Here is a 22,530-nt window from a genome sequence, read left to right on the forward strand (position 1 = left end):
CATGCCGAAAGCCCTGCGAGTCCATGCCCATGGCGGCCCCGAGGCGCTGGTCTACGAAGAGGCCGAGGCCGGCCGCCCCGGTGCGGGCCAGGTCCTGATCCGGCACACCGCGATCGGCCTCAATTTCATCGACGTCTATTTCCGCACCGGGCTCTATCCGGCGCCGAACGGCATGCCGGTGATCCCAGGTGGCGAGGCGGCCGGCGTCGTGCTGGAACTCGGCGAGGGCGTCGAAGGTCTCGAGGTCGGCGATCGTGTCGCCTATGCCGTGCCGACCGGAGCCTATTGCGAAGAACGGGTGATTGCCGCCGACAGGCTGGTCAAGGTGCCCGACGGCATCAGCGACGAGCAGGCCGCGGCGATGATGCTGAAAGGCATGACGGCGGAATACCTGTTGCTGCGCACCTTCAGGGTGAAGGCAGGCGACACGGTGCTCTATCACGCCGCCGCCGGCGGTGTCGGGCTGATCCTCGGGCAATGGGCCAGGCATCTCGGCGCAACGGTGATCGGCACGGTAGGCTCGGACGAAAAAGGCGAGCTCGCCAGGGCGCATGGCTTCGACCACGTGATCAACTATCGCGACCAGGATTTTGTCGCCGAAGTGGCCAGGATCACCGGCGGCCAGAAATGCGATGTGGTTTATGACTCCGTCGGCAACGACACTTTTCCCGGTTCGCTCGACTGCCTGCGGCCGCTGGGAACCTTCGTCAGCTTCGGCCAGTCGTCGGGACCGATCCCGCCATTCAGCATTTCGCTGCTGGCGCAGAAGGGCTCGCTCTATGCAACGCGCCCGACCCTTTTCGCCTATAATGCGAAGCGCGAAGATCTGGTCCGCTCGGCCGAGGCGCTGTTCGATGTGGTGCTCAACGGAGCGGTCGAAATCAGGATCAACCAGCGTTATGCGCTACGCGACGCCGCCCAGGCACATGCCGATCTCGAAGGCCGGAAGACCACCGGAACAACGGTACTTATTCCTTGAATTGTTGCTGGAATCCTTGAAGCTCTTTCAACTTGTGACATGCTTTGCGCCGGGAGCAGGACGCGCCTACCATGCTCCCGGGAACATAAAAAAGAACTGACAATGGGAGGCGTTGTGGACACAACCCCTTTAGCCAATGGTCGGAACCTACTTGAGGTTCGCGGCCTGACGAAGATATTCGGCACGCTGAAGGCGTGCGACCAGGTTGACCTGACCATCGCCAAGGGCGAAATCCATGCCCTGCTCGGTGAAAACGGCGCCGGCAAGTCGACCCTGGTGAAGATGCTGTTCGGCTCGCTGGAGCCCAATGCGGGCGAAATCCACTGGAACGGCCAGCCCGCCAGGATCACCAGCCCGGGCGTTGCCAAGAAGCTCGGCATCGGCATGGTCTTCCAGCATTTTTCGCTGTTCGAAGCGCTGACGGCTGCCGAAAACATCGCCCTTTCGCTGGCCGACGACACGCCGATCAGCACGATTGCCGCCAAGGCGAGGGCACTGTCCTACAGCTACGGCCTGCCGCTCGATCCGGAATCGCTGGTCGGCGACCTGTCGGTCGGCGAACGCCAGCGCATCGAGATCATTCGCTGCCTGCTGCAGACGCCGGATCTGATCATCCTCGACGAGCCAACCTCGGTGCTGACGCCACAGGAAGCCGACAAGCTGTTCGAGACCCTTGAGAGACTGCGCGCAGAAGGCAAATCCATCCTCTACATCTCGCACCGGCTGGACGAGGTGAGGCGGCTTTGCGACAGCGCGACGATCATGCGCCACGGCAAGGTGGTGGGACATTGCAACCCACGGCTGGAGACGCCGTCCTCGCTGGCGCGGATGATGGTCGGCACAGAGGTGAAGAACGCCGAGCGCACCACGGCTGCGGTTCGCGGCGAAGAGCTGCTCAGCATCTGCGGCATGAGCCGCAAGCCGGCCGGGCCGTTCTCGATGCCGCTCAAGAACATCTGGCTGAGCGTCGCCGGCGGCGAGGTCATCGGCATTGCCGGCGTTGCCGGCAACGGCCAGGGCGAATTGTTCGAAGCGATTTCGGGCGAGGCACTGCAGGAAAGCGCGGACGCGATCCGCATCCGCGGCAAGTCGGCCGGGCGCATGGGTATATCGGCGCGGCGCCTGCTGGGTGCTGCCTTCGTGCCTGAAGAGCGCCTGGGCCACGGAGCGGCACCGCGCATGCGGCTGTCGGAAAACCTCCTGCTGTCGCGCCACACCACCGACGGCAAGGTTTTTGTCGGCACCGGCGGCATGGTCAAGTCGGGCGCGATCCAGAAGGCGGCGCAGCGCATCATCACGGCGATGGACGTGCGCAAGAGCGCGCCCGATCCAGAGGCTGCGGCACTGTCCGGTGGCAATCTGCAGAAATTCATCATCGGCCGCGAGCTCGACCGCAACCCTGCCGTGATGGTGGTGAACCAGCCGACCTGGGGCGTCGATGCCGGTGCTGCGGCGCGCATCCGCCAGGCGCTGATCGAACTTGCGCGCGCCGGATCGGCGGTGCTGGTCATCAGCCAGGATCTCGACGAGCTGTTCGAGATCTCCGACTCCATCGCGGTCATGCACAATGGCGAGTTGTCGAAGCCGATACCGATCGCCGAAGCCACCCTCGAACGCATCGGCCTGCTGATGGGGGGCGCCGAACCCGGCCATCTCGATCCTGCGAAAGAGGTGGCGTGATGCGCATCGAACTCGTCAAACGCCCCGAACGCTCGCAGCTGTTTGCCGCCTTTTCGCCCTTCATCGCGCTTGGACTGACGCTGATTGCCGGCGCGATCATGTTCACGGTGCTCGGCAAGGACCCCGTCGAGGCGCTGTATTACTATTTCATCGACCCGCTGCGCGAGGTCTGGTCGCTGCACGAACTGGCGGTCAAGGCAGCACCGCTGATCCTGATCGCTGTCGGGCTGTCGATCTGTTTCCTGTCCAACAACTGGAACATCGGCGCCGAGGGCCAGTTCATCATGGGCGCCATAGCCGGCTCGATCCTGCCGGTCATGTTTCCGGAGTTCCAGTCGTGGATCGTCCTGCCGCTAATGCTGCTCATGGGCATCGCAGGTGGCGCGGCCTATGGCGCCATTCCGGCCTATCTCAAGGTCCGCTTCAACACCAACGAGATCCTGACCAGCCTGATGCTGGTCTACGTCGCGCAACTGTTCCTCGACTGGATGGTGCGCGGTCCCTGGCGCAATCCTGAGGGCATGAACTTTCCCGAGACGCGAACTTTCAGCCCGAGTGCGGTCCTGCCCGAGATCTGGTCGGCGTCCGGCCGCGCGAACTGGGGTTTCGTCTTCGCCATCGTTGCAGCTGTCGCGCTGTGGTTCATGCTGTCGCGCACACTGAGGGGCTTCGAAGTGCAAGTGCTCGGGCAGAGCCCGCGCGCCGGCAAGTTCGCAGGATTCTCCCAGTCGCGCATGGTGTTCTTCGCTTTCCTGGTTGCCGGTGGCCTTGCCGGCCTGGCCGGCATTTCGGAAGTATCCGGTGCGATCGGCCAGCTCAGGCCGACGATCTCGCCCGGTTACGGCTTTGCCGCGATCATCGTCGCCTTCCTCGGACGCCTGAACCCGCTCGGCATCATCGCCGCGGGGCTGGTGCTGGCACTGTCCTATCTCGGCGGCGAAGCGGCGCAGATCTCGATCGGCGTATCGGACAAGGTGGTGCGCGCTTTCCAGGGCATGCTGCTGTTCTTCGTGCTCGCCTGCGACACACTCATCCTTTATCGCGTCCGCTTTGTCGGCTCCTCCGCTGCAAAGACCGTGGAGGCCACCCAAAATGTTTGAAGGTATCCTGATTACGATTGCGACAGCGGCGACCCCGCTGCTGATCGCCTCCGTCGGCGAACTGGTGGTCGAACGCTCCGGCGTGCTCAACCTCGGCGTCGAAGGCATGATGGTGATGGGCGCCGTGACCGGTTTCGGCGTGGCGCTGGCCACTGGCTCGCCATGGCTCGGCGTGCTCGCCGCGATCATCGTCGGCGCGCTGTTTTCGCTGCTGTTCGGCTTCCTGACACTGACGCTGGTGACCAACCAGGTGGCGACCGGCCTTGCGCTGACGCTCCTCGGCCTCGGTCTTTCCGGCATGCTTGGCGAGAGTTTTGTCGGCCAGCCGGGCGTGAAGATGGACTACATCTACATCCCCGTGCTGACCGATCTGCCGCTGGTCGGCAAGCTGTTCTTCGGCCAGGACCCGCTGTTCTACGTTTCGCTGCTGCTCACCGCCGGCGTCGCGTACTTCCTGTTCCGCACGCGGGCAGGGCTTACGCTGCGCTCGATCGGCGACAACCACACCTCGGCACATGCGCTCGGCATCAACGTCATCGGTATCCGCTACCTCGCGGTGATGTTCGGCGGCGCGTGCGCGGGTTTGGCCGGTGCCTATCTGTCGCTCGTCTACACGCCGCAATGGATCGAGAACATGACGGCAGGCCGCGGCTGGATCGCGCTGGCGCTGGTCGTGTTCGCCTCATGGCGGCCGTGGCGGGTGCTGGCCGGCGCCTATCTGTTCGGAGCAGTATCGATCGGCCAGTTGCATGCCCAGGCCCTGGGCATCGGCGTACCTTCGCAACTACTTTCTTCGCTACCCTATCTGGCTACTATCGTTGTACTTGTTCTAATCTCGCGCAACAGGCGACTGACGATGGTAAACACTCCGGCTTCATTGGGGCGGCCGTTTGTGCCAGATCGCTAAGGACATGATGTCGACTCGCGACCGCCCAGCGGTGCTCGAGGGAAGATCATGTCTCTGGGACTATAAAAAGGATGGGATAGTGCCCCGGGCAACCAGTAAGAGGAACAACAGTATGAAGAAGACAATTCTGTCATTGGCCGCGGCCGCTGCCGTGATGTCGTTCGGCACAATGGCGGCTGAAGCCAAGGTCAAGGCCTGCTGGGTCTATGTCGGCCCGATCGGCGACTTCGGCTATTCCTACCAGCACCACCAGGGCCTGCTGCAGGCCAAGGAGAAGTTCGGCGACGAGCTCGAGACAGCATATCTCGAAAGCGTGCCGGAAGGTGCGGACGCCGAGCGCGCCATCGAACGCTTCGCACGTTCCGGCTGCAACATCATCTTTGCAACCTCCTTCGGCTTCATGGACCCGACCAACAAGGTCGCCGGCAAGTTCCCGGACGTGAAGTTCGAGCATGCCACCGGCTACAAGCGCGAGCATCCGAACGTTGCGACCTACAACTCGAAGTTCCATGAAGGCCGCTACGTGCAGGGCGTGATCGCCGCCAAGGAATCGAAGGCCGGTGTCGCCGGCTACATCGCTTCCTTCCCGATCCCGGAAGTGGTGATGGGCATCAATGCCTTCATGCTCGGCGCGCAGTCGGTCAATCCGGACTTCAAGGTCAAGGTCGTGTGGGCCAACACCTGGTTCGACGCCGGCAAGGAAGCAGACGCCGCCAAGGCGCTGATCGACCAGGGCGTCGACATCATCACCCAGCACACCGACTCGACCGCCCCGATGCAGGTTGCGACCGAGCGCGGCATCAAGGCGTTCGGCCAGGCATCGGACATGATCAAGTTCGGCCCGACCACCCAGCTGACCTCGATCGTCGACGATTGGGGCCCGTACTACATCGAGCGCATCCAGGAGGTCGTCGACGGCACCTGGAAGCAGAGCGACATCTGGGGCGGCATGAAGGAAGGGCACGTCGTGATGGCGGCCTACGCCAACATGTCCGATGAAGCGAAGAAGCTGGCCGAGGAAACCGAAGCCAAGATCAAGTCGGGCGCTTTCAACCCGTTCACCGGTCCTGTGACCAAGCAGGACGGAACCGAGTGGCTGAAGGCCGGCGAAGTGGCTGAGGATGGCGTGCTGCTCGGCATGAACTTCTACGTCAAGGGCGTCGACGACAAGCTGCCGCAGTAAGCAGATCGATCGTTGCGGGGGCGCCTGTGGCGTCTCCAAAAAAGAACCCCCGGTCTTGCCGGGGGTTTTTTGTTGGGTTGGCGATGGGGCATTGCCGCCTTGCCGGATGTTCGCGGATCAGACGGCCGAGCCGTAGAGGTCATAGGCGTCGGCACGGTCGATCTTGACGGTGACGATGTCGCCAACGCGCAGCGGGCGGCGCGACTGGATATGCACCGAGCCGTCGATCTCGGGCGCGTCGTATTTGGTGCGGCCCTTGGCCGAAGTACCGTTCGCCTCGTCGATGATGACGGGCAGGCGCTTGCCGACTTTCCTTGCCTGCTGGGCGGCTGAAACCTTCTGCTGGCGCTGCATGAAGCGATGCCAGCGGGCTTCCTTGACCTCTTCCGGCACCTGTTCGAGGCCGAGGTCGTTGGAACGCGCGCCGCTGACCGGCTCGTATTTGAAGCAGCCGGCGCGATCGATCTTGGCCTCGTCGATCCAGTCGAGCAGCATTTCGAAGTCTTCCTCGGTCTCGCCGGGGAAACCGACGATGAAGGTCGAGCGGATGGCAAGATCGGGGCAGACATCGCGCCAGCCGCGGATGCGCTCCAGCGCCTTCTCGCCATGGGCGGGGCGGCGCATGTTCTTCAGTACCTGCGGCGAGGCGTGCTGGAAGGGAATGTCGAGGTAGGGCAGGATCTTGCCCTCGGCCATCAGCGGAATGACGTCGGCGACATGCGGGTAGGGATAGACGTAATGCATGCGCACCCAGATGCCGAGCTCGCCGAGTTCCTGCGACAGGTCGAGGAATTTCGCGCGAACCTCACGGTCCTTCCAAGGGCTGGTCGCATATTTGATGTCGATGCCGTAGGCGCTGGTGTCCTGGGAGATGACCAGCAGTTCCTTGACGCCCGCGTTGGCGAGCTTTTCCGCCTCGCGGAGCACGTCGCCGGCCGGGCGCGAGACCAGGTCGCCGCGCAGGTCTGGAATGATGCAGAAGGTGCAGCGGTTGTTGCAACCCTCTGAAATCTTGAGATAGGCGTAGTGGCGCGGGGTGAGCTTGACGCCCTGCGGCGGCAGCAGGTCGGTGAACGGGTCGTGCGCGGGCGGCGCTGCCTCGTGGACGGCCGTCATGACGCTCTCATAGGCCTGCGGGCCGGTGATGGCGAACACGTTGGGGTGCTTTTCGCGGATCAGTTCCGGCGTCGCGCCCATGCAGCCGGTGACGATGACCTTGCCGTTCTCCTTCATCGCCGTGCCGATGGCGTCCAGAGACTCGGTGCGCGCGGAATCGAGGAAGCCGCAGGTGTTGACCACGACGAGGTCGGCGCCGTCATGCTTGCGGGCGATTTCGTAGCCTTCGGCGCGGAGCTGCGTGAGGATGCGTTCGGAATCGACAAGCGCCTTTGGGCAACCGAGGCTGACAAAGCTGACGCGGGGTGCTGCGGTCATAAACGGGTTCCAATGGATACGGGCCGCAACCCTTGAGGGCCGGCCCGGAAGTCTTGAATTTTCTCGATCTGTCGGCTCTGAAAAGAGCTCAATTCGGGCGGCGCAATAGCACAAATCGGCGCCCAAGCAAACTGGCTGATGGCCACATGCAAGAAAGGGCCGGATTGTTCCGGCCCTTTTTCGTCATTCGTGTCAGCCTCAGTGGGCAGGGGCGCTATGTCCGCCGAACCATTGGCTCAGGAAGCCAAACTGCTCCGGGAACTGGTCGACAGCACCGTCGAGCAGCATCTTCAATGCGACGTAGAGGATGATGACCAGGCCGATATAGGCGATCCAGCGATATTTGTGCAGCAGGCGGGCGACGAAGGAGGCGGCAAAGCCCATCAGCGCGATCGACAGGGCGAGGCCGATGATCAGGACGGTCGGATGGTCCATGGCAGCACCGGCAACGGCAAGGACGTTGTCGAGCGACATCGACACGTCGGCGATGACGATCTGCCAGGCGGCCTGGGCGAAGGTCTTGCGCGGACCCTTGCCGGCGATCTTGCCGTCCCTATCGTAGTCGGCATCCGACAGCGCTTCGGTGGCTTCATGTTCCTGTTCGTGGCTGACGCTCAGTTCGCGCCACATCTTCCAGCAGACCCACAGCAACAGCAGGCCGCCGGCGATGAGCAACATCGGGCCGATGGCCAGGAGCCATTGGGTGATGAGCGCGAAACCGATGCGGAGCACGGTCGCAGCGGCGATGCCGACGAGGATGGCCTTCTTGCGCTGATCGGCGGGCAGTCCCGCGGCGGCAAGGCCGATGACGATGGCATTGTCGCCAGCGAGCACGAGGTCGATAGCAATGACCTGCAGAAGGGCCGTGAAGCCTGCAGCAGTGAATATCTCCATCGGGCGGGACCTTCTCCATTCAGTTCCAGCGACTGGAGGTGGGCTATAACGGTCGATGCTTGCTCGTCAACCGGCTATGGCGGTGTTTGCGCGAAATACGCAAAAACCGGGGCTTTGCTGACACCAGCCTGACGAAAAGGGGGTGTAAATCATCGGTTCAGCGGACTGAGCGCGGACATGGCCGGCCCGTGAAAGCGGTTATTCGCAGGCGTATCTGACACGCCCGGTCGGACCGGTGATGGCACGGCAAGACATCGGCTTGGAGCTGCCCGCGGCACTCTCGGAAGCGCGGCGCGGCGCACGTGTCACCGGGCGCGGGCCAGGCTGCTGGGTAACGAAGCGGATTTCCGGACCCGCCGGGAAGGACGCGGCTTGAGAGCTTTCGCTGGCAGCGCGCCTGGCGTCGTCGTCCTGCCAGAAGCGCCTGGAGTCCATCGGCTTGGGAATGATGACGGTTCCGTCGGACGAGCGGCTGCAGCCGCCGACCGTCGTGGCCGAAAGACATAGGGCAAGCGCGGGCGCCAATTTCCAACTTAAACTCATGCGAGTTCTATATCGCGGTCGGCGGCGGCGATAAAGTACTTGCAATCAAGCCGTTGTGCTAATTCGCAAAATTCTTCTGCGACAGCAAAGTGGGCATGTGAAAGCAGGCGAGGGGCTGTTCTTCATTGGTAACCACCAGCAACTCGCCCAAAGCGTCGATATCGAGCCCTTTCGGGCCGCCTTCTTCTGGATTGTGGCGCCCTTTCTGAAAGGTTTGGTCGTCAATGACCCTGAAAGAAAGCACAGGCGCATGTTCGCCGGACCAGCCGTTACCGGCACGGCGGTAGACATGTACATAAGGCGAGCCAGCGTCGGCGACATAGATCATGGTGCCGTCCGGCGAAAATCTGAGGCCATGGGGGTAGCCGACGCCGGAAAGCGTAGCGACATGAGCCGACCGGCGATCGAGCCGCTTTCGGTTGTCGAACAGAAGCACCGAATGCGTCATGTGGTTGCTGATGGCGATCCATGCCTTGTCAGGGCTGATTGCGATGCCATCGGGGACATCAAGCCCTTGCTCCAGAAGGATGGAGTTTCGCGGTAGCGACCAGCCACTACCGAGCCTGACGACGTGTCTCGTGACCCGGTGCTTGTAGTTGTTGCATACGAGAAGTTCGCATCGTCCATTGTTCATGGCCGACACGCATACGGAGCCGGGCGTGGAAATACGTCGGCTGAGGCCAGCGCGACGGACGACACGCGACGGCGATAAATCGTGGACGCGTTGCGACCGTGAACCGGCAGGCAGATCGAAAACGGTGACTGCACCACCGCGGTTGGCCACCACCAGTGTCCGATTGTCGATGAAATCGAAACCATGCGGATCCTTGAGGTCGGGCGAATGCAGCTCGAAATAGTCCCTGACGTGCAGGATCGGCTTGCCGGCAGAGCGGACGATCTCGATGTCGAACAGCAGGCACATGCTCCTGCCGAAGCCAGCGAGCGCGAGGCGCCGGAAATCAGGTGAAAAACGCAGGTCTTCCGTTCGGCCGAGGCGCGCGATGACCTGCCTGACATGCTCCGCCACCACGAATTCAAGGTCGGCAGGCCTGTCGTCAACGATGATCGTGCGGTTGGGGACGGCGATGTTCATGTGCGGCGGTCCAAAGCCGGTCCTTGCCACGATGATGGCGGACGGCGCGATTGCTCGGCGCTACAAATCATGACTGCGGGAGTCGTGACAAGGTGTGTCGCATCAGCAATTGCTGAAATGCGAGCCGCAGCGATCACAGCGTGGTTTCCACCGACGTCAGGGTCTTGGCGATCGCCTGCTTGTACCTCTCGAATTCGGGGGACGTCTGCTTCACTTCTCGTGTGGTCGTAGGCGCAGACGGCTGCGTCGCGATCGCCGGTGCACGTCCGGTCATCTTCTTTTCGGCCCAGGCAACGACATAGCTGGCGTTCTTGCCGGTCAGGAACGGATTGGCCTTGATGACGACGGCTCCAAGGACGTCGGCAATCATTGCGTCGCCAGACGCCGACAGGATCTGATGCGCGCCTTCCATACCAAGGAAGTGGCACAGGTAGAGCCGCCCGGCGGTGATCTGGTGGCCCCGCTGCTTGAGATAGGATTCGCCCTCGCGGGCGAGGTTGCGCACCATTTCGCGCGAGATCGTCGGGTCGAAGCGCAATTCGAGCAGTTCGGCAGTCGACAAGGTACTGGCCAGGTCGGGCCGGTAAGTGTTCATCATCCTGATCCAGGTCTTGGAGATGAATTGCCCCAGGCCTGTCGCCGACGACAGCGGGTTCTTGGCGCGGGCGCTGCCGCCGCTTTCGACGTGGATGATGCGGTTGGTCAAAACCTCGATGGCTGAATCGTCCGAGGAAGCCGTCACGACGGTGGTCGCGGCCACGGTGACCGTGACCGTGCCGAGCGGATCGATGGCCTGGCCGTCCTGGTAGAGCTCGAAATGCAGATGCGGGCCGGTCGACAGGCCCGTGGTGCCGATATAGCCGATGACATCACCTGCCTTGACGGTGGTTCCGACGCTGATGCCGTCGGCGAAACGCTGCATGTGGGCATATCGGGTTTCGCGATTGTTCGCGTGGGTGATGCGGATGAGATTGCCGTAACCCTTGCCATCGCCCTCGAACGCCACCTGGCCGTCGAAAGCTGCGGCGATCGGCGTGCCTATGGGCGCTGCCCAGTCGACGCCTTTGTGGATGCGGACCGTCTTCAGGATCGGATGCTTGCGCGGCCCGAAGGTCGACGTCATGACGCCATTGACCGGCGTGACCATGCCATTCGTCGTCGCCAGCGAACGAACCTGGTCGTCACCGCTAACACACGAGAACTGTCCGTCGCTTTGCTGGAAGACGAAACACTCGAGTTTCTTGTCCGTGCCATGAACGCCGACATAGAGCACGCGGCCGGCCACGCCATCCTTGCCGCGCGCCGTTTCCGAATAGAGCAGGACCAGCCGCTGATCTTCCGTGGCAAAAGCGTTCAGATCCTGGCCGCGCGACAGATACATGATCGCTTCACCGAGCACCCCCGTGGGGACGTTGTTGCGGGCGGCTGTCGAATAGATTGCGTCGAGCAGGCGGTACTGGCGCTTCTGCGCTCCTGCCTGCGGCGCACCGGAATAGTTGAACAGGTCGTCGCGCACCCACGGGTCGACACCGGAGGCGAACTGACCGGCGGCATTGCGGGCAAGCGTGCCTATGAATCTGTTCATGGCGTAGACCGAAACCTGCATCAGCGCCATTGCGGGCGCGCCACGTCGTGGCCTGAAGCCGCGCAGGGCGACGACATAGCCGGGTTCGAGGTTGTCCAGCTTGAAGAGCGCCTTCAGGGTGTCGCTTGCCAGCCTGGCTTCGGCTGCGGGGAAGCGTGCTTCAAGGGCCACGCTTTCGAGAGTGCGGTTGGTGAGTATCTTGACGAAGATGTCTTCTGTCGCCTCGAACCGCTCGGGCTCCGGTGTCACGGTTGCCACGCTGGTGTTGTTTTCGACGGCGGTCTTCTCGAATGCGGGCAGGGCAGCTTCGCCCTGGTCGATGGTTTCGCCCCAGCCCGCGCCGAGATCGGCTGCGTCATCGTCCTCTGGCTCGATCTCATCGAGATCGGTCGCCGAAGGTGGTGCAGGCTGGATATCCACTTGCTGCCCTGCAGCAGGCTCGACCACCGCGCGCTGCGCCTGGAAGAAGGCAAAGTCCTCCTGCGTTGATGGGATGGCAGTCATGAAGCGTTCGCTGGAACTCAGCATGGTGTCGGAAAGATATTCGATACTGGGCGAGATACCGTCCTCGACGAGGTCGAGGGGACGGGTCATGGAACGGCGCTTGGTTTCGCCTCCGGCCTCGTGCGCCAGGTTGATCCACATCGGATCGCCGGCGAGGTCGACAATGGCTGGCACATAGATGGCGGCGTCCGGCGGGACTGTGTCCACGTCCTCGGTCGGCGCGAGATCGCCCTCATATTCGCCTGGCAGCCAGTAGCTGGAGGTGAAGTAGGCGGCCGAAGCAATGGCGAGCAACAAGACGATTCCCCCCGCGACCACGACCTTGAACTGGCGTTCACGCTTGCGCCGCGCCAAACGCTCCTGCTTCTGCAGCTTGAAGCTGGCATCGATGCCGTGCGTCATGGCGAGCGCCCGGTGAGAAAGAAGGTCCAGCGCGCCTGGTCGAGCGTGTCGACCTCAAAGAACCGTGCGGCGATGTGGCCGCGCTGCCAGCATTCCTCGATGCCGCGCACGGTGAAGCGCTTGCGCTCGACACACATGTCGGTCGAGCCGCTCAGGATCGCGTTGCCGAAGACATCCGTGGCGTAGATGTAGACGTAGCGGTTGGAGAGTTCGTCGCGGATGACATTGACGCACTGGTTGGCACCGATGGTCCACCAGCCGTCGGTCTGGAAGGCCCTCTCTACCTCCTGGCCGACGGCAAGATTGACGACGTCGAGGGTCTGATTGCAGACGGTGAACTCAGCGCGGGCGACAGTGGGGGAGAAAGGCAGCGAAAGTACCGCCAGGCATGCGACGACCAGCCCCGCAGACGCCGCTGCTGCGGCGCGCTCGAACATGGTCGCGTCGTGTCGCTGGCCTCTATCGGCCTCCCGCCAAAGCTTCAGAAGATGCACCGTCGGTCGCGCCCCGAATCCGCACTAGCACAATGGTGACGTTGTCCGTTCCGCCGCGCGACAGCACCTTCGCGAGCAGGTCCTCGCAGGCGGCCTGCGGCTTCGCCGACGCCACCGAAGCCTCGATCTCGGCATCGGTGACGTGCGCGGTGAGACCGTCGGTGCCCAGCACGAAGACATCGCCGGGGCGGATTTCGCCCTGGCGGAAATCGACCGCGATATCATCGCTGACGCCGATGGCGCGGGTGATGACATTGCGCCGCGGCCAGGTGCGCGCCTCGGCTTCGGTTATCGCGCCGCGGTCGAGCAGTTCCTGCACCTCGGTATGATCGCGCGAAACCTGGGAGAGCTTGCCGTCACGCACCAGGTAGACGCGGCTGTCGCCCAGCCACAGGCAGGCGAACTTGCCGTCCATGACCAACAGGGCGGCGACGGTGGAGCCGATGGTCGCGCCACGCTGGTCGGAAATGTCGCGGATGTCGGAATGCGCCTTGCGCAGACGGTCCTCGAAACGCGCGCGCAGATCAGGCGCGGAACTGGCGATGCCGATCGTTGCGAGATGCTCGATGATACTGGCCGAGGCGACTTCGCCGGCATCGTGGCCGCCCATGCCGTCGGCGACGACCCACAGGCCGCTGCGCGGCTCCATCAGGTAGCTGTCTTCATTGATCTGGCGGACGCAGCCCTTGTGGCTTACGCCAAAGCTTTCGAAGGGGAGGGCAACATTGCTCAATGGCCTCAAGCGCTTCTCGAGCGCCCCTCTGCGTTGCGTGGAAACGCTCGCGTCCGCCAGTCTGCCACAGGGCCGGGCATTAGAGTATCGAAATCAACATGGCGGCGTGCCGTTGCGCCGGGTCAAAGGCCTTTCGGACAGGTGAAGTCGGAGAAAGCAGGGAGCGCAAATGGATTGCCCGGCGGATTGACCTGGACCGTGTAGGCGACGTCGCGGCCGCCGATGACGAAACGCAGCTCAAGCTTGTCGCCGTTGAGGGTGGAGGTGCCGGCATCGAGCAGACGCTTGAGGGCCCATGGCCCCTCGAACCTGAGGGCGGAGTCACGCCCGGGCAGTTCCGGCGTCAGGCTGAGATTGGCGGAGCCGGCGGTCTGGCTGCCGGGCCAGGTGACGGTGCCGGGGCTGCTGCCGTTCTGATAGCTCTGCACGACCTGGCCATTGACGTCGAGCAACGCCATGTCGGCGTCGCCATGCAGTGAAAATGGGGTGAAGGTGATATTCACCGCCGGCGTCGATCCGCCAAGCGGGAAGAACGCGTCGCGGATCTCTGCGGCCAGCTGGAACTGCTTCAATGTCGATTTCGACAGGCCACGGCCGAGGCGGGACTCCTGCTTCCATTGCCATTCCTGCCCCGACATGTCGGCGAACGAGGCCAGATTCTGCGCGAAGAAGCGGTCGAGGACGCCGCTGGGCGCGAAAAGGCGGGAAAAATCGGCGATGGGCACATCCTGCGCACCGCCACCGCCGAACGGATAGCGGTTCGCGATCGCTTCCTCGCACGGACCGCTGACCGTCTGCTCGAGCATTTGGCCGAGTTGCGCCAGCGAGGTTTCGGCAACATCGCCTTCGAAATCGTCGGCTGCGGCGTGCACCATGCGCGCCAGCGTTTTCGGCAGGCGGGAGGCGTTTGCGCGGAGGTTGGAGATCTGCAGCTGGAGGTTGGCATTGACGCGATCGCCACGGGCAGGGGCGGCGGCCGATACCGTGAGGTTCTGGTAGATGGCGTGGAAATTCTGGATCAGCGCATCGATGGGGCGTTGACCGGGACGACCGTCGACCAGAAGCTGGAACGGACGGAACTGGGCCTCGATATTGGCGCCCGGCACCAGCGTCGGCGTGTTGGCAAAGGCGGCTCCGGCCCGGCTGCTCGATTTGCGGCCAGCGAGTTCGATGCCGATGCGGGCGAGCCCGTCGGCGCGTTCGTCGACGTCCGCCACAACGGCGCCGGTGGCGCGGGTCAGGGCGGTTTCCCTGGCAATCCCTTCGAACAGCTGTGAAAGCGGCGAACTGGGCGACCCGGCTGCGGAAAGAGCCAGATATTCGGGTTTGTCCCCCGACATGGGCTTGAACTTCAGCCTGTCGAGCGCCTCGTTCCATGTTCGCGCGAAGTCGTTGCTGTAGCGTTCGAGCAATTCGGGACCGAGCCTGAGCAGTTCCTGCTCGACATCGCCTTGTTCGGCGCCTGCCCCAAGCACCCACTGGTCATCGGCCAGTTTTTGCGCGATGCCGGCCAGTTGGTCGAGGTAGAAATCGTTGAACCCGGCGTAGCCGTAGAGACCAGGGATGCGAAGCGTGGACAGATCACTGCCGTCGATGGTTTCGAAGATCAGTTTCGCTTCCGGTCCGCCTCTCGCGGCTACGGAAAAATCGGTGAGCGCGGCAGCCGAAATGGCCGACGAAATCAAGGCTGAAGCGCGGTCGGCAACCGTCATGCGGCCAAGCGCGCGCTGGGCTGCCTCGACAACGGAGCGGTTGAGCTCAATCGATGGGTCGAACTCGTCGTCGAGCACCAGCATGGCGCGCAAGTGCTTTTCGAGGATGAGGCGGCCCTCGCGATTTTGCGGCCCCGGATAGCGGTTGCGCTCCCAGTCGGCTTTCATCCATGCAACGATCTGGTCGTCGTCGGTCCCGGGTGCCTTGCCGCCGAGCATGAGGTAGATCTTGAGCGCTTCATAGAGCGCCGTCGGATCGCTCATCCGCGCTTCCAGCACTTGTTCCAGGCGCAGCAGCAGCCGTGGCCGAAGCATCCTTTCCAACGCCAACCGATAGGCAGCGGCAGTTGCCGAATGGAGACGCGGGCGCTGGCTCATGCCCAACATTTCCGGTGCCGGCGTCGGCTCGTCGCGGCTTTCGTAGCCGGCAGGCAGGTTGCGGACCTCCTCCAGGGCATCGATGACATTTTCAAGATCGGTGTCGGCGACCTCGTCGGCCGTCAGCAGCGCGCTGGCCGATGTACGATAGTTTTCGGAGGCTTGGTCGGTGGCTGCGATCAGGGTCTTGTTGGCGGTGTAGCTGACCGCCATGGCCGCGAGCCCAGCGGTTGCGAGCAAGGCAATGGCGCCGAAGCCGGCATAGCGCGAGAACCTGGCGCGCCGGTCGGCGGCATCGTCGTGGGAGACCCATCCGGCTTCGGCGAAAATGACCTTGGCAAGCAGATCGTGCAGGAAGAAGCTCTTGCCCGTGCCCGACATTTGGCTGGTCGAGGCGGTGCCGAAGCTGCGGCCAATGGCGCCGAGCACACGATCGATAGGCGTGCCCTCCTGGGTGCCGGAGGAAAAATAGAAGCCGCGCAGCACGGCATTCGACTGCCGTGCCGCCGGATCGAAAACGCGTCCGAGAAAATCCGTGATGCGTTGCCGCAGCGAGCCGAACTGCGCGACAAAACCGGCCGTTGAAATGCGCGCGAGCGGATCCGGTTGTTCCTGGAGCCGGTCCGGGAGCTCTTCCGACAGGCGCTGCACGAGCGCGTCGAATTCGGCCGGCGCTTCGCCGACCATCGGTTTGCGATAATCCTGGGCCTGGAACGTGGCGCCCCAGACGATGCGCCGCCGGTCTTCATCGAAAGCGCCGAAATACTCCATGAAGCCGGCGACCAGATCGGCCTTGGTGAACAGGACGTAGATCGGATACCTGATCTTCAGCACCTCGCTGATTTCCTGCAGGCGGTTGCCGATCTCGATGGCGTGCGCGCCGGCCTCCTGATCGCCAGGCGCCAGCAGATCGGAGAGGCTGATGGCCACGATCACGCCGTTGATCGGCTGCCGGCCACGGTGCTTCTTGAGCAGGGACAGGAATGCCAGCCAGTCCTTCCGGTCGCCTTCGGCATCCGAGTCCTGCGTCGTATAACGCCCGGCGGTGTCGATCAGGACCGCCTCGTCGGTGAACCACCAGTCGCAGTTTCGGGTGCCGCCGACGCCGGGGACCGGCTGCGCCGTTCCCGAGACGGCCAGCGGGAACTTGAGGCCGGAGTTGACCAGTGCGGTGGTCTTGCCCGCACCTGGCGGGCCGATGATGACATACCATGGCACTTCGTAGAGGAAGTTGCGCCTGCCGCTGGCACGCTTGAGCGTGGCGATGGCCTTGAGCATCCCGGTTTCGAGCAGCCCGGCATCGCCGCCGAAAGCGCCACCGCCCACAGCCGCCGCTTCGAGCGCCCGTTGGGCCCTGCGCGCATGCAGCGCGCGCAGCAGGTAGATGCCAGTAATCGCGACTACGATCACGCCGATGACGACCAGCCGCAGCCAGTCAGCAGAAAACGGCCGGCTGCCGCCGAGGACAATCAGCGGTCCGCCAAACCACACGGCCGCGCAGAGGCCCGCCAGCGCCAGCAGGCCGATGATCCGCCACAGCCCGGCCGTCATGGGCTCCACCGGAAATAGCCGCCGCCGTTCATGGCGTCTCCTCGCGCCGGAGCATGATGTCGACGCGGCGGTTCATTGCCCGTCCGTCCGGGGTGGCGTTGTCGGCGATTGGCTGATCTTCGCCCTTGCCCTCGGGGGTGAGCCGGGATGCATCGCCAAGTCCTGGCGCCAGCGCTTTGGCCACCGCCTCGGCACGAGCAACCGAAAGGTCGTAGTTGGACTTGAACGTGCCCGACTGGCGCGGCTTGACGTTGTCGGTGTGGCCGACGACCCTGATGGCGCCTGGTTCGGCCGCCAGCACAGCCGCAATGCGGCCCGCCAGCGGAGTGAATTCCGGCTTCGTTTCGGCCTTGCCGGTGTCGAAGAGCAGCGCACTGTTGATCTCGACGGCAATGTACACGCCCTTGACCTCGACGCTGAGGACGCCGCTCTGCATGTCTTGTGCAAGCGCCGAACGGATGCGTTCGATCTGCGCACCCGTCGCCACCGGCGCTACGGGGGCCACCGGCGCGGCTGGCGCGACTGGTTGCGGCTCTACGGCCATCGGCACGAAATCCGTGCGCTGGATCGCGATCTGCGTCGTAGGCGTAAGAGCCAGGAGCTTGGCGGCGAGCGCCTCGCCTTGGCTGGTGATGTCGCCGCGCATCCAGAAGAACGCGCCGGTGACCAACGCGATGCCGGCAGCAGCAACCACCCAAAGCGGGAGCCGGGTCGGACGTTTTCCCGCCATGGCAGCCATGCCTTGCCACTGCGGAGAAATATCGTCGTCGGAGCGCGGCCTGAAGTAGCGCAATGCGGCGTAGACGTCCTGGCGGACGGTCTCCAGGCCGTCGGCTTCGCCTGCGGCGCTGCGGAAAGGTCCCTGGAAGCCGAGCGACAGGCAGGCGTGCATGAGCTCGAGCAGGTCGCAGCGCTCCGCCGGGTCGGCCAGAACCGAATTGAGAGCCTCGAAGAAACCGTTTCCCGGAGCCTCAATGCCATAATATTGCTTCAACAGGCTGTGTGGTGCCCAGCCTTCCTGGCCGATCCCGGGCAGGTTGGCGATGACATCGTCGGCGGTTTCGCAAAGCGCGTATCTGGCGATGTGGACGTCCTCTTCGGCGACGCCTGCATCAGTTGCTTTCCATTCGAACTCGTCGATGCATGTTGCGACATGCTGGGCCAACGCAACCGCATCGACCTCGATGCTCGTCGATCGGAGATGGCCGAGCAACATCAGCAGCGGTGCCGCAGCCGCCATGATGGGGTTCGAAGCGACAAACCGGAGATTGTCCACGGCATCGATCAGCGCGTCCTGGGAGATGCCCGATCGTGCCGGCGGCTTCTCCTGCCTTGCGTCATGTCGCGCCGTGTCCGGTTTCTGATCGCCGAACGGCACGCCCTGATAGATCACCGTACCGGCAGGGGGGGCGGCGTCGGCAGTGTAGATGATCGTCGGGTTAGGAACAGAGCCGGGCTGATCCGGCCTTGGCGCGCGGCGCGGCGATCCGCGAATAACGGTTCTGCCGTCGGAGCCGGAAGGATCGTCCTTCGAACTCATCGCCGATCACCCGTGGTTCGCGCGGCGCCCGCCCGCATGCCGGCAGGCGCCTCCTGTCAAGCAGCATCGCTTGACTGGCCAACTCTCGGAGGCATGGTAGTGCAAGGGCCCGCCGATTGGAACCGGGCGCCGGGAGCAAGGTCAACGGCGGCTGAATGCCGGACGCCTACTTCTTGCCGGCGGACTTGGCATAGGCCTCGCTGAAATAGGCGAGGAACACGTCGAGCATGCCGTTCTCGTGCGCCTGCTCCCTGGCTTCCCACGTGGCGACGAACAAATCCCAGGCGCGGCTCTTCTTAGACACGAATGACGAGCCGGGGACCTTCCGCTCGATCGCATCGGGAGACAGCTCGGAAAGCAGGCGGGCGAGGGCTGCCTGCATCGCCGCATAGGTGGCGAGTTCATGGGTCTTGAGGTCGCGAAATGCCTCCTCGACGCTGTGCTTGGCGTCGAGGTAGCCGGAGCGGCGCTGGGCGAACATGATCTCGAGGATTTCTTCCGAGCGCGGGACGAACTTCAGCGGATTGTTGTCGACGCCGCCGATCATGGTGCGCTGGCTGCTCTTGGCTAGGGCCTTCGCGGCGGCGCGTGCCTTGAGCAGCAGGGCAAGTTCGTCGACCACGGCACGCAGCACCGCGCCGACCTCGGCGGCGACATCCTTCGCGTCGCGCTGCAGGAAGACCTCGGGCGAGACGCCGGCGCCGGCGGCAATCAGCCGAAGCAGTTCACTGGCGTCGATCTGGGGAGCATGGACAGGCGGCTGGACGACCTGCTGGACAGGTGCTCGGGACTGGGACCGCGGCTGCCGGGCGGGCTGGACGGCGATGCCAGCCGCTCCCTGACCATTGGCCGTGTCGGCGAAAAACGGGTCGCCGGACTGTGAAGGCTGCCGGGCGGGATAGCCGGGATCTTCCCGCTGGGGCGGCGGAGCGCCCCAGTCGCCCCATTCGTTGCCGCTAGCGCGTGCGACGCCTTCCTCGATGGATACGGCGACGATGTAACGGCCGATCCAGATGCGGTCGCCGTGGCTGAGCGGATGAGGATCGGAAAGGCGCTGGTCCGATCCGTTGACGAAGGTTCCGTTGCGCGACACGTCGTAGAGCCAGAACGTGCCCCTGTCGTAGCGGACCTCGCAATGCAGGCCGGAAATGAAAAGATTGGGATCGGGCAGGTTCCAGTCGCGATTTTCACGGCCGATCGCGAAGCTGCGACCATCGGAGCTATAGCTCAGCGGTCCGCCGTTGGGCAGCCTGTCGACATTCTCGATGGTCAGACTGATGAACATCCGAAATTGCCCGCCAACTCGACTGTTTCCTGCAGCCTCGTTCCAATTCACCCTTTTATTCTAGCAGTTTGCGGCGACAACGGCACAGGGGCATTTCGAAGCCATCGGCCGCGCCCGTTCCATGTGCCCGCTTTGGCCGGCCGAAAAACTTGTGCTAAGCTTCAAAGCTGAAGTCCGGCCGTCCCCGGAGAGGCACGACGCCATGGCAAACGATCGCGCGACAGTGGTCCGGACTCCCCTTGGCGGCGATACGCTGACTTTCACCCATCTCGTCGGTCGCGACGAGGTCAGCCGCTGTTTTTCCTATGGTGTGGGCTTCGTCAGCAGCGACGCGGAGATCGATCCGCTGAAGATGCTCGGTGGCGCCGTGTCGATCGAAGGCGAGTCCGATCCGAAACGCTGGTTCAGCGGGCTGGTTTCGGATTTCCGCCTGACACGGATCGAGGACCGGCTCGCCTATTACGAGGCGACCATCCGTCCGTGGCTGTGGTTTCTCGGCAATACAACCGACTGCCGCATCTTCCAGAACATGAGCATCATCGAGATCGTCGAGAAGATCTTCTCGAAGTATGGCGCGGCCAAATTCGACAAGCGGCTGCAGGGATCGTATCCGCCACGCGACTATTGCGTGCAATATGACGAAACCGATCTCGATTTCGTGCAGCGACTGCTCGAGCACGAAGGCGTCATGTATTTCTTCGAGCACGACGACGGCGAGCACAAGCTGATTCTTGCCGACGCCATGAACAAGCTCAAGCCGCCCAAGGGCTATGAGAAGGTGCCGTATCATTTCGAAGGTCAGGGCACCCGGCGCGACGTCGAATACATCACCGAATGGATTCCCGGGAGTTCGGTGCGTCCCGGCGCCTACGCCCACACCGACTACGATTTCAAGAAACCCGGCGCCGACCTGATGGCGAAGTCCGAACAGGCCTTCGGGCACAAACTCGCGGACGGCGAGAACTATCGCCAGCCGGGCACGCATCTGGATGTCGGGCGCGGCGACAGCATTGCTGCGGTGCGCCGCGAGGAATTGCAGGCGGTGCACCAGCGCATCGCAGCTGCGGGCACGGTGCGAGGTCTCTTCTCGGGCTGCACCTTCAAGCTCGACGGCTTTCCGCGCGAGGACCAGAACCAGGAATATCTGGTGCTGAGCGTCGAGTACCGGATCTTCGACCCGAGCTATCACACCGGGATCAAGACGGAAGGCGACAACTTCACGGTGGTTCTGGGCGTAGCGCCGACAAGCCTGCCCTACCGGCCACCGCGCATCACGCCGCGGCCGATCATGCGCGGGCCGCAGACGGCAACGGTGGTCGGGCCGTCGGGCGAGGAAATCTTCACCGACGAATATGCCCGGGTGAAGGTGCAGTTCCACTGGGACCGCCTGGGCAAGAAGGACCAGAACAGCTCCTGCTTCGTGCGGGTGTCGCAGACCTGGGCCGGCAGCGGATGGGGGTTCATCCAGATCCCGCGCATCGGCCAGGAGGTGATCATCGATTTCATCGAGGGTGATCCCGACCTGCCGATCATCACCGGACGGGTCTACAACGCCTCCCAGATGCCGCCCTACGGATTGCCCGGCAATGCGACGCAATCGGGCTGGAAATCGGACTCTTCAAAGGGCGGCGGCGGCTACAACGAGCTGATGTTCGAGGACAAGGCCGGCTCCGAGCTGGTCAATTTCCAGGCGCAGAAGGACCACAACCTTCTGATCAAGAACGATCGAACGAAGCTCGTGCAGCACGACCAGTCCGACCGCATCGATCACGACGCCAAGCATTCCGTCGGCCACAATCTGGATGAGGACGTCGGCAACAACAAAACGGTCAAGGTCGGCGTCGACCAGAAGACCGACATCGGATCGAACGACACCGAGACGGTGGGTTCCAATCGATCGCTGACGGTGGGATCCAACGAGACCATCGGCATCGGCTTGAATTCGACCGAGACAATCGGCGCCAATCATGCGCAGACGGTGGCCATCGCGCAGGCGATCACGGTCGGGGCTGCGCGCGTCGACACAGTCGGGGCCAGCGAGACGCGCACGGTCGGAGCAGCCCAATCGAACACGATAGGCGCCAGCCGCTCGGTGAGCGTGGGTGCTGCCCAGAGCCACAGTATCGGTGCCGACGACAGCTGGCAGGTCGCCGCAAATCAGACCGTGCAGATCAGTGCCGACCAGACATTCGAGGTCGGCGGCGCGAAGTCGACGACCATCGGCAAGGCGCGCAGCACCAAGATTGCCGATGGCGACACCACCGAGGTCGGCGGCGATCGTGCGCTGAAAATTGCCAAGGGCAGCCTGGTTCAGGTCGCCGAAGGAGCTGCCATCAAGGTCGGCAAGGACCTTCTGATCGAGGCCGGCGACTCCATTCTCATCAAATGCGGCTCGGCTGCCATCTCGATGAAAAAGGACGGCACCATCAACATCGAAGGCAAGGACATCACCGTCCTGGGCTCGGGCAAGATCAACGTCAAGGCATCGAGCGACATCACCATGAAGGGTTCGCAGATCAAGCAGAACTGAGGG

16 protein-coding genes are annotated in these 22,530 nt (G+C 63.5%); 6 read left to right on the forward strand and 10 right to left on the reverse strand.

The window, feature by feature from the left end:
- Position 1: 1 nt before the first annotated feature.
- The 5 genes from GGQ99_RS05085 (at position 2) to GGQ99_RS05105 (ending at position 5,849) form a co-directional block, all read left to right on the forward strand.
- Entirely contained in the window at positions 2–979 is a 978-nt protein-coding gene (locus GGQ99_RS05085) for a quinone oxidoreductase family protein (protein ID WP_183261122.1), read from the forward strand.
- A gap of 102 nt (positions 980–1,081) precedes the next feature.
- Positions 1,082–2,659: an ABC transporter ATP-binding protein gene (locus tag GGQ99_RS05090; RefSeq protein WP_183261124.1), complete on the forward strand. Its 1,578-nt coding sequence runs from the start codon at positions 1,082–1,084 to the stop codon at positions 2,657–2,659.
- Positions 2,659–3,759: an ABC transporter permease gene (locus tag GGQ99_RS05095; RefSeq protein ID WP_183261126.1), complete on the forward strand. Its 1,101-nt coding sequence runs from the start codon at positions 2,659–2,661 to the stop codon at positions 3,757–3,759. Before GGQ99_RS05090 ends, GGQ99_RS05095 begins: the two co-directional genes overlap by 1 nt.
- The gene (locus GGQ99_RS05100; protein ID WP_108608095.1) at positions 3,752–4,666 is read left to right on the forward strand and encodes an ABC transporter permease; all 915 of its coding nucleotides are present in this window, start codon (positions 3,752–3,754) and stop codon (positions 4,664–4,666) included. Before GGQ99_RS05095 ends, GGQ99_RS05100 begins: the two co-directional genes overlap by 8 nt.
- A 112-nt stretch (positions 4,667–4,778) precedes the next feature.
- Positions 4,779–5,849 carry a BMP family ABC transporter substrate-binding protein gene (locus GGQ99_RS05105; RefSeq protein WP_108608096.1) on the forward strand — a complete coding sequence of 357 codons (1,071 nt, stop codon included), beginning with the start codon at positions 4,779–4,781 and terminating at the stop codon, positions 5,847–5,849.
- A gap of 117 nt (positions 5,850–5,966) precedes the next feature.
- Here GGQ99_RS05105 and rimO read toward each other — a convergent pair whose 3' ends face one another.
- From rimO to tagH, 10 genes are all read right to left on the reverse strand, one after another.
- Positions 5,967–7,283 (reverse strand): 30S ribosomal protein S12 methylthiotransferase RimO, encoded by a 1,317-nt coding sequence (gene rimO / locus GGQ99_RS05110; RefSeq protein WP_183261128.1) that lies wholly within the window; start codon positions 7,281–7,283, stop codon positions 5,967–5,969.
- Between the two features lie 198 nt (positions 7,284–7,481).
- Positions 7,482–8,177, reverse strand: a complete 696-nt coding sequence (locus GGQ99_RS05115; protein WP_108608098.1) for a TerC family protein — start codon at positions 8,175–8,177, stop codon at positions 7,482–7,484.
- A gap of 198 nt (positions 8,178–8,375) precedes the next feature.
- Entirely contained in the window at positions 8,376–8,720 is a 345-nt protein-coding gene (locus GGQ99_RS05120; protein WP_183261130.1) for a hypothetical protein, read from the reverse strand.
- Positions 8,721–8,778: 58 nt separating this feature from the next.
- Positions 8,779–9,813: a YncE family protein gene (locus GGQ99_RS05125; RefSeq protein WP_183261132.1), complete on the reverse strand. Its 1,035-nt coding sequence runs from the start codon at positions 9,811–9,813 to the stop codon at positions 8,779–8,781.
- Between the two features lie 133 nt (positions 9,814–9,946).
- On the reverse strand, positions 9,947–12,304 hold the full coding sequence (locus tag GGQ99_RS05130) for a peptidoglycan DD-metalloendopeptidase family protein (RefSeq protein WP_183261134.1): 2,358 nt from the start codon (positions 12,302–12,304) through the stop codon (positions 9,947–9,949).
- Complete coding sequence (locus GGQ99_RS05135; RefSeq protein WP_183261136.1) at positions 12,301–12,741, reverse strand: DUF1036 domain-containing protein; 441 nt, start codon at positions 12,739–12,741, stop codon at positions 12,301–12,303. The genes GGQ99_RS05130 and GGQ99_RS05135 overlap by 4 nt, the downstream gene beginning before the upstream one ends.
- Positions 12,742–12,763: 22 nt before the next feature.
- Positions 12,764–13,531, reverse strand: coding sequence for a PP2C family protein-serine/threonine phosphatase (locus tag GGQ99_RS05140; RefSeq protein WP_183261137.1), 768 nt, complete (start codon positions 13,529–13,531; stop codon positions 12,764–12,766).
- Positions 13,532–13,653: 122 nt separating this feature from the next.
- Positions 13,654–17,172: a type VI secretion system membrane subunit TssM gene (gene tssM / locus GGQ99_RS05145; protein WP_183261139.1), complete on the reverse strand. Its 3,519-nt coding sequence runs from the start codon at positions 17,170–17,172 to the stop codon at positions 13,654–13,656.
- 28 nt (positions 17,173–17,200) lie between these two features.
- Positions 17,201–18,712, reverse strand: a complete 1,512-nt coding sequence (gene tssL / locus GGQ99_RS05150) for a type VI secretion system protein TssL, long form (RefSeq protein WP_183261141.1) — start codon at positions 18,710–18,712, stop codon at positions 17,201–17,203.
- A 166-nt stretch (positions 18,713–18,878) separates the two neighbouring features.
- On the reverse strand, positions 18,879–19,997 hold the full coding sequence (gene tagH / locus GGQ99_RS05155) for a type VI secretion system-associated FHA domain protein TagH (RefSeq protein WP_183261144.1): 1,119 nt from the start codon (positions 19,995–19,997) through the stop codon (positions 18,879–18,881).
- Between the two features lie 202 nt (positions 19,998–20,199).
- On the opposite strand from tagH, the gene GGQ99_RS05160 reads away from it, so the two are divergent.
- Entirely contained in the window at positions 20,200–22,527 is a 2,328-nt protein-coding gene (locus GGQ99_RS05160) for a type VI secretion system Vgr family protein (RefSeq protein WP_183261146.1), read from the forward strand.
- The last annotated feature ends 3 nt before the right edge of the window (positions 22,528–22,530 follow it).

The sequence above is a fragment of the Aminobacter niigataensis genome (assembly GCF_014200015.1).
Classification (GTDB): domain Bacteria; phylum Pseudomonadota; class Alphaproteobacteria; order Rhizobiales; family Rhizobiaceae; genus Aminobacter; species Aminobacter niigataensis.

What these genes read in the sequence shown, in the direction of transcription:
- GGQ99_RS05115 (WP_108608098.1), bottom strand. Translation starts at nt 8,177, where the DNA reads ATGGAGATATTCACTGCTGCAGGCTTCACGGCCCTTCTGCAGGTCATT.
- GGQ99_RS05135 (WP_183261136.1), bottom strand. Translation starts at nt 12,741, where the DNA reads ATGTTCGAGCGCGCCGCAGCAGCGGCGTCTGCGGGGCTGGTCGTCGCA.
- GGQ99_RS05100 (WP_108608095.1), top strand. Translation starts at nt 3,752, where the DNA reads ATGTTTGAAGGTATCCTGATTACGATTGCGACAGCGGCGACCCCGCTG.
- GGQ99_RS05160 (WP_183261146.1), top strand. Translation starts at nt 20,200, where the DNA reads ATGGCAAACGATCGCGCGACAGTGGTCCGGACTCCCCTTGGCGGCGAT.
- tssM (WP_183261139.1), bottom strand. Translation starts at nt 17,172, where the DNA reads ATGACGGCCGGGCTGTGGCGGATCATCGGCCTGCTGGCGCTGGCGGGC.
- rimO (WP_183261128.1), bottom strand. Translation starts at nt 7,283, where the DNA reads ATGACCGCAGCACCCCGCGTCAGCTTTGTCAGCCTCGGTTGCCCAAAG.
- GGQ99_RS05085 (WP_183261122.1), top strand. Translation starts at nt 2, where the DNA reads ATGCCGAAAGCCCTGCGAGTCCATGCCCATGGCGGCCCCGAGGCGCTG.
- GGQ99_RS05120 (WP_183261130.1), bottom strand. Translation starts at nt 8,720, where the DNA reads ATGAGTTTAAGTTGGAAATTGGCGCCCGCGCTTGCCCTATGTCTTTCG.
- tagH (WP_183261144.1), bottom strand. Translation starts at nt 19,997, where the DNA reads ATGTTCATCAGTCTGACCATCGAGAATGTCGACAGGCTGCCCAACGGC.
- GGQ99_RS05090 (WP_183261124.1), top strand. Translation starts at nt 1,082, where the DNA reads ATGGGAGGCGTTGTGGACACAACCCCTTTAGCCAATGGTCGGAACCTA.
- GGQ99_RS05125 (WP_183261132.1), bottom strand. Translation starts at nt 9,813, where the DNA reads ATGAACATCGCCGTCCCCAACCGCACGATCATCGTTGACGACAGGCCT.
- GGQ99_RS05105 (WP_108608096.1), top strand. Translation starts at nt 4,779, where the DNA reads ATGAAGAAGACAATTCTGTCATTGGCCGCGGCCGCTGCCGTGATGTCG.
- GGQ99_RS05130 (WP_183261134.1), bottom strand. Translation starts at nt 12,304, where the DNA reads ATGACGCACGGCATCGATGCCAGCTTCAAGCTGCAGAAGCAGGAGCGT.
- tssL (WP_183261141.1), bottom strand. Translation starts at nt 18,712, where the DNA reads ATGAGTTCGAAGGACGATCCTTCCGGCTCCGACGGCAGAACCGTTATT.
- GGQ99_RS05095 (WP_183261126.1), top strand. Translation starts at nt 2,659, where the DNA reads ATGCGCATCGAACTCGTCAAACGCCCCGAACGCTCGCAGCTGTTTGCC.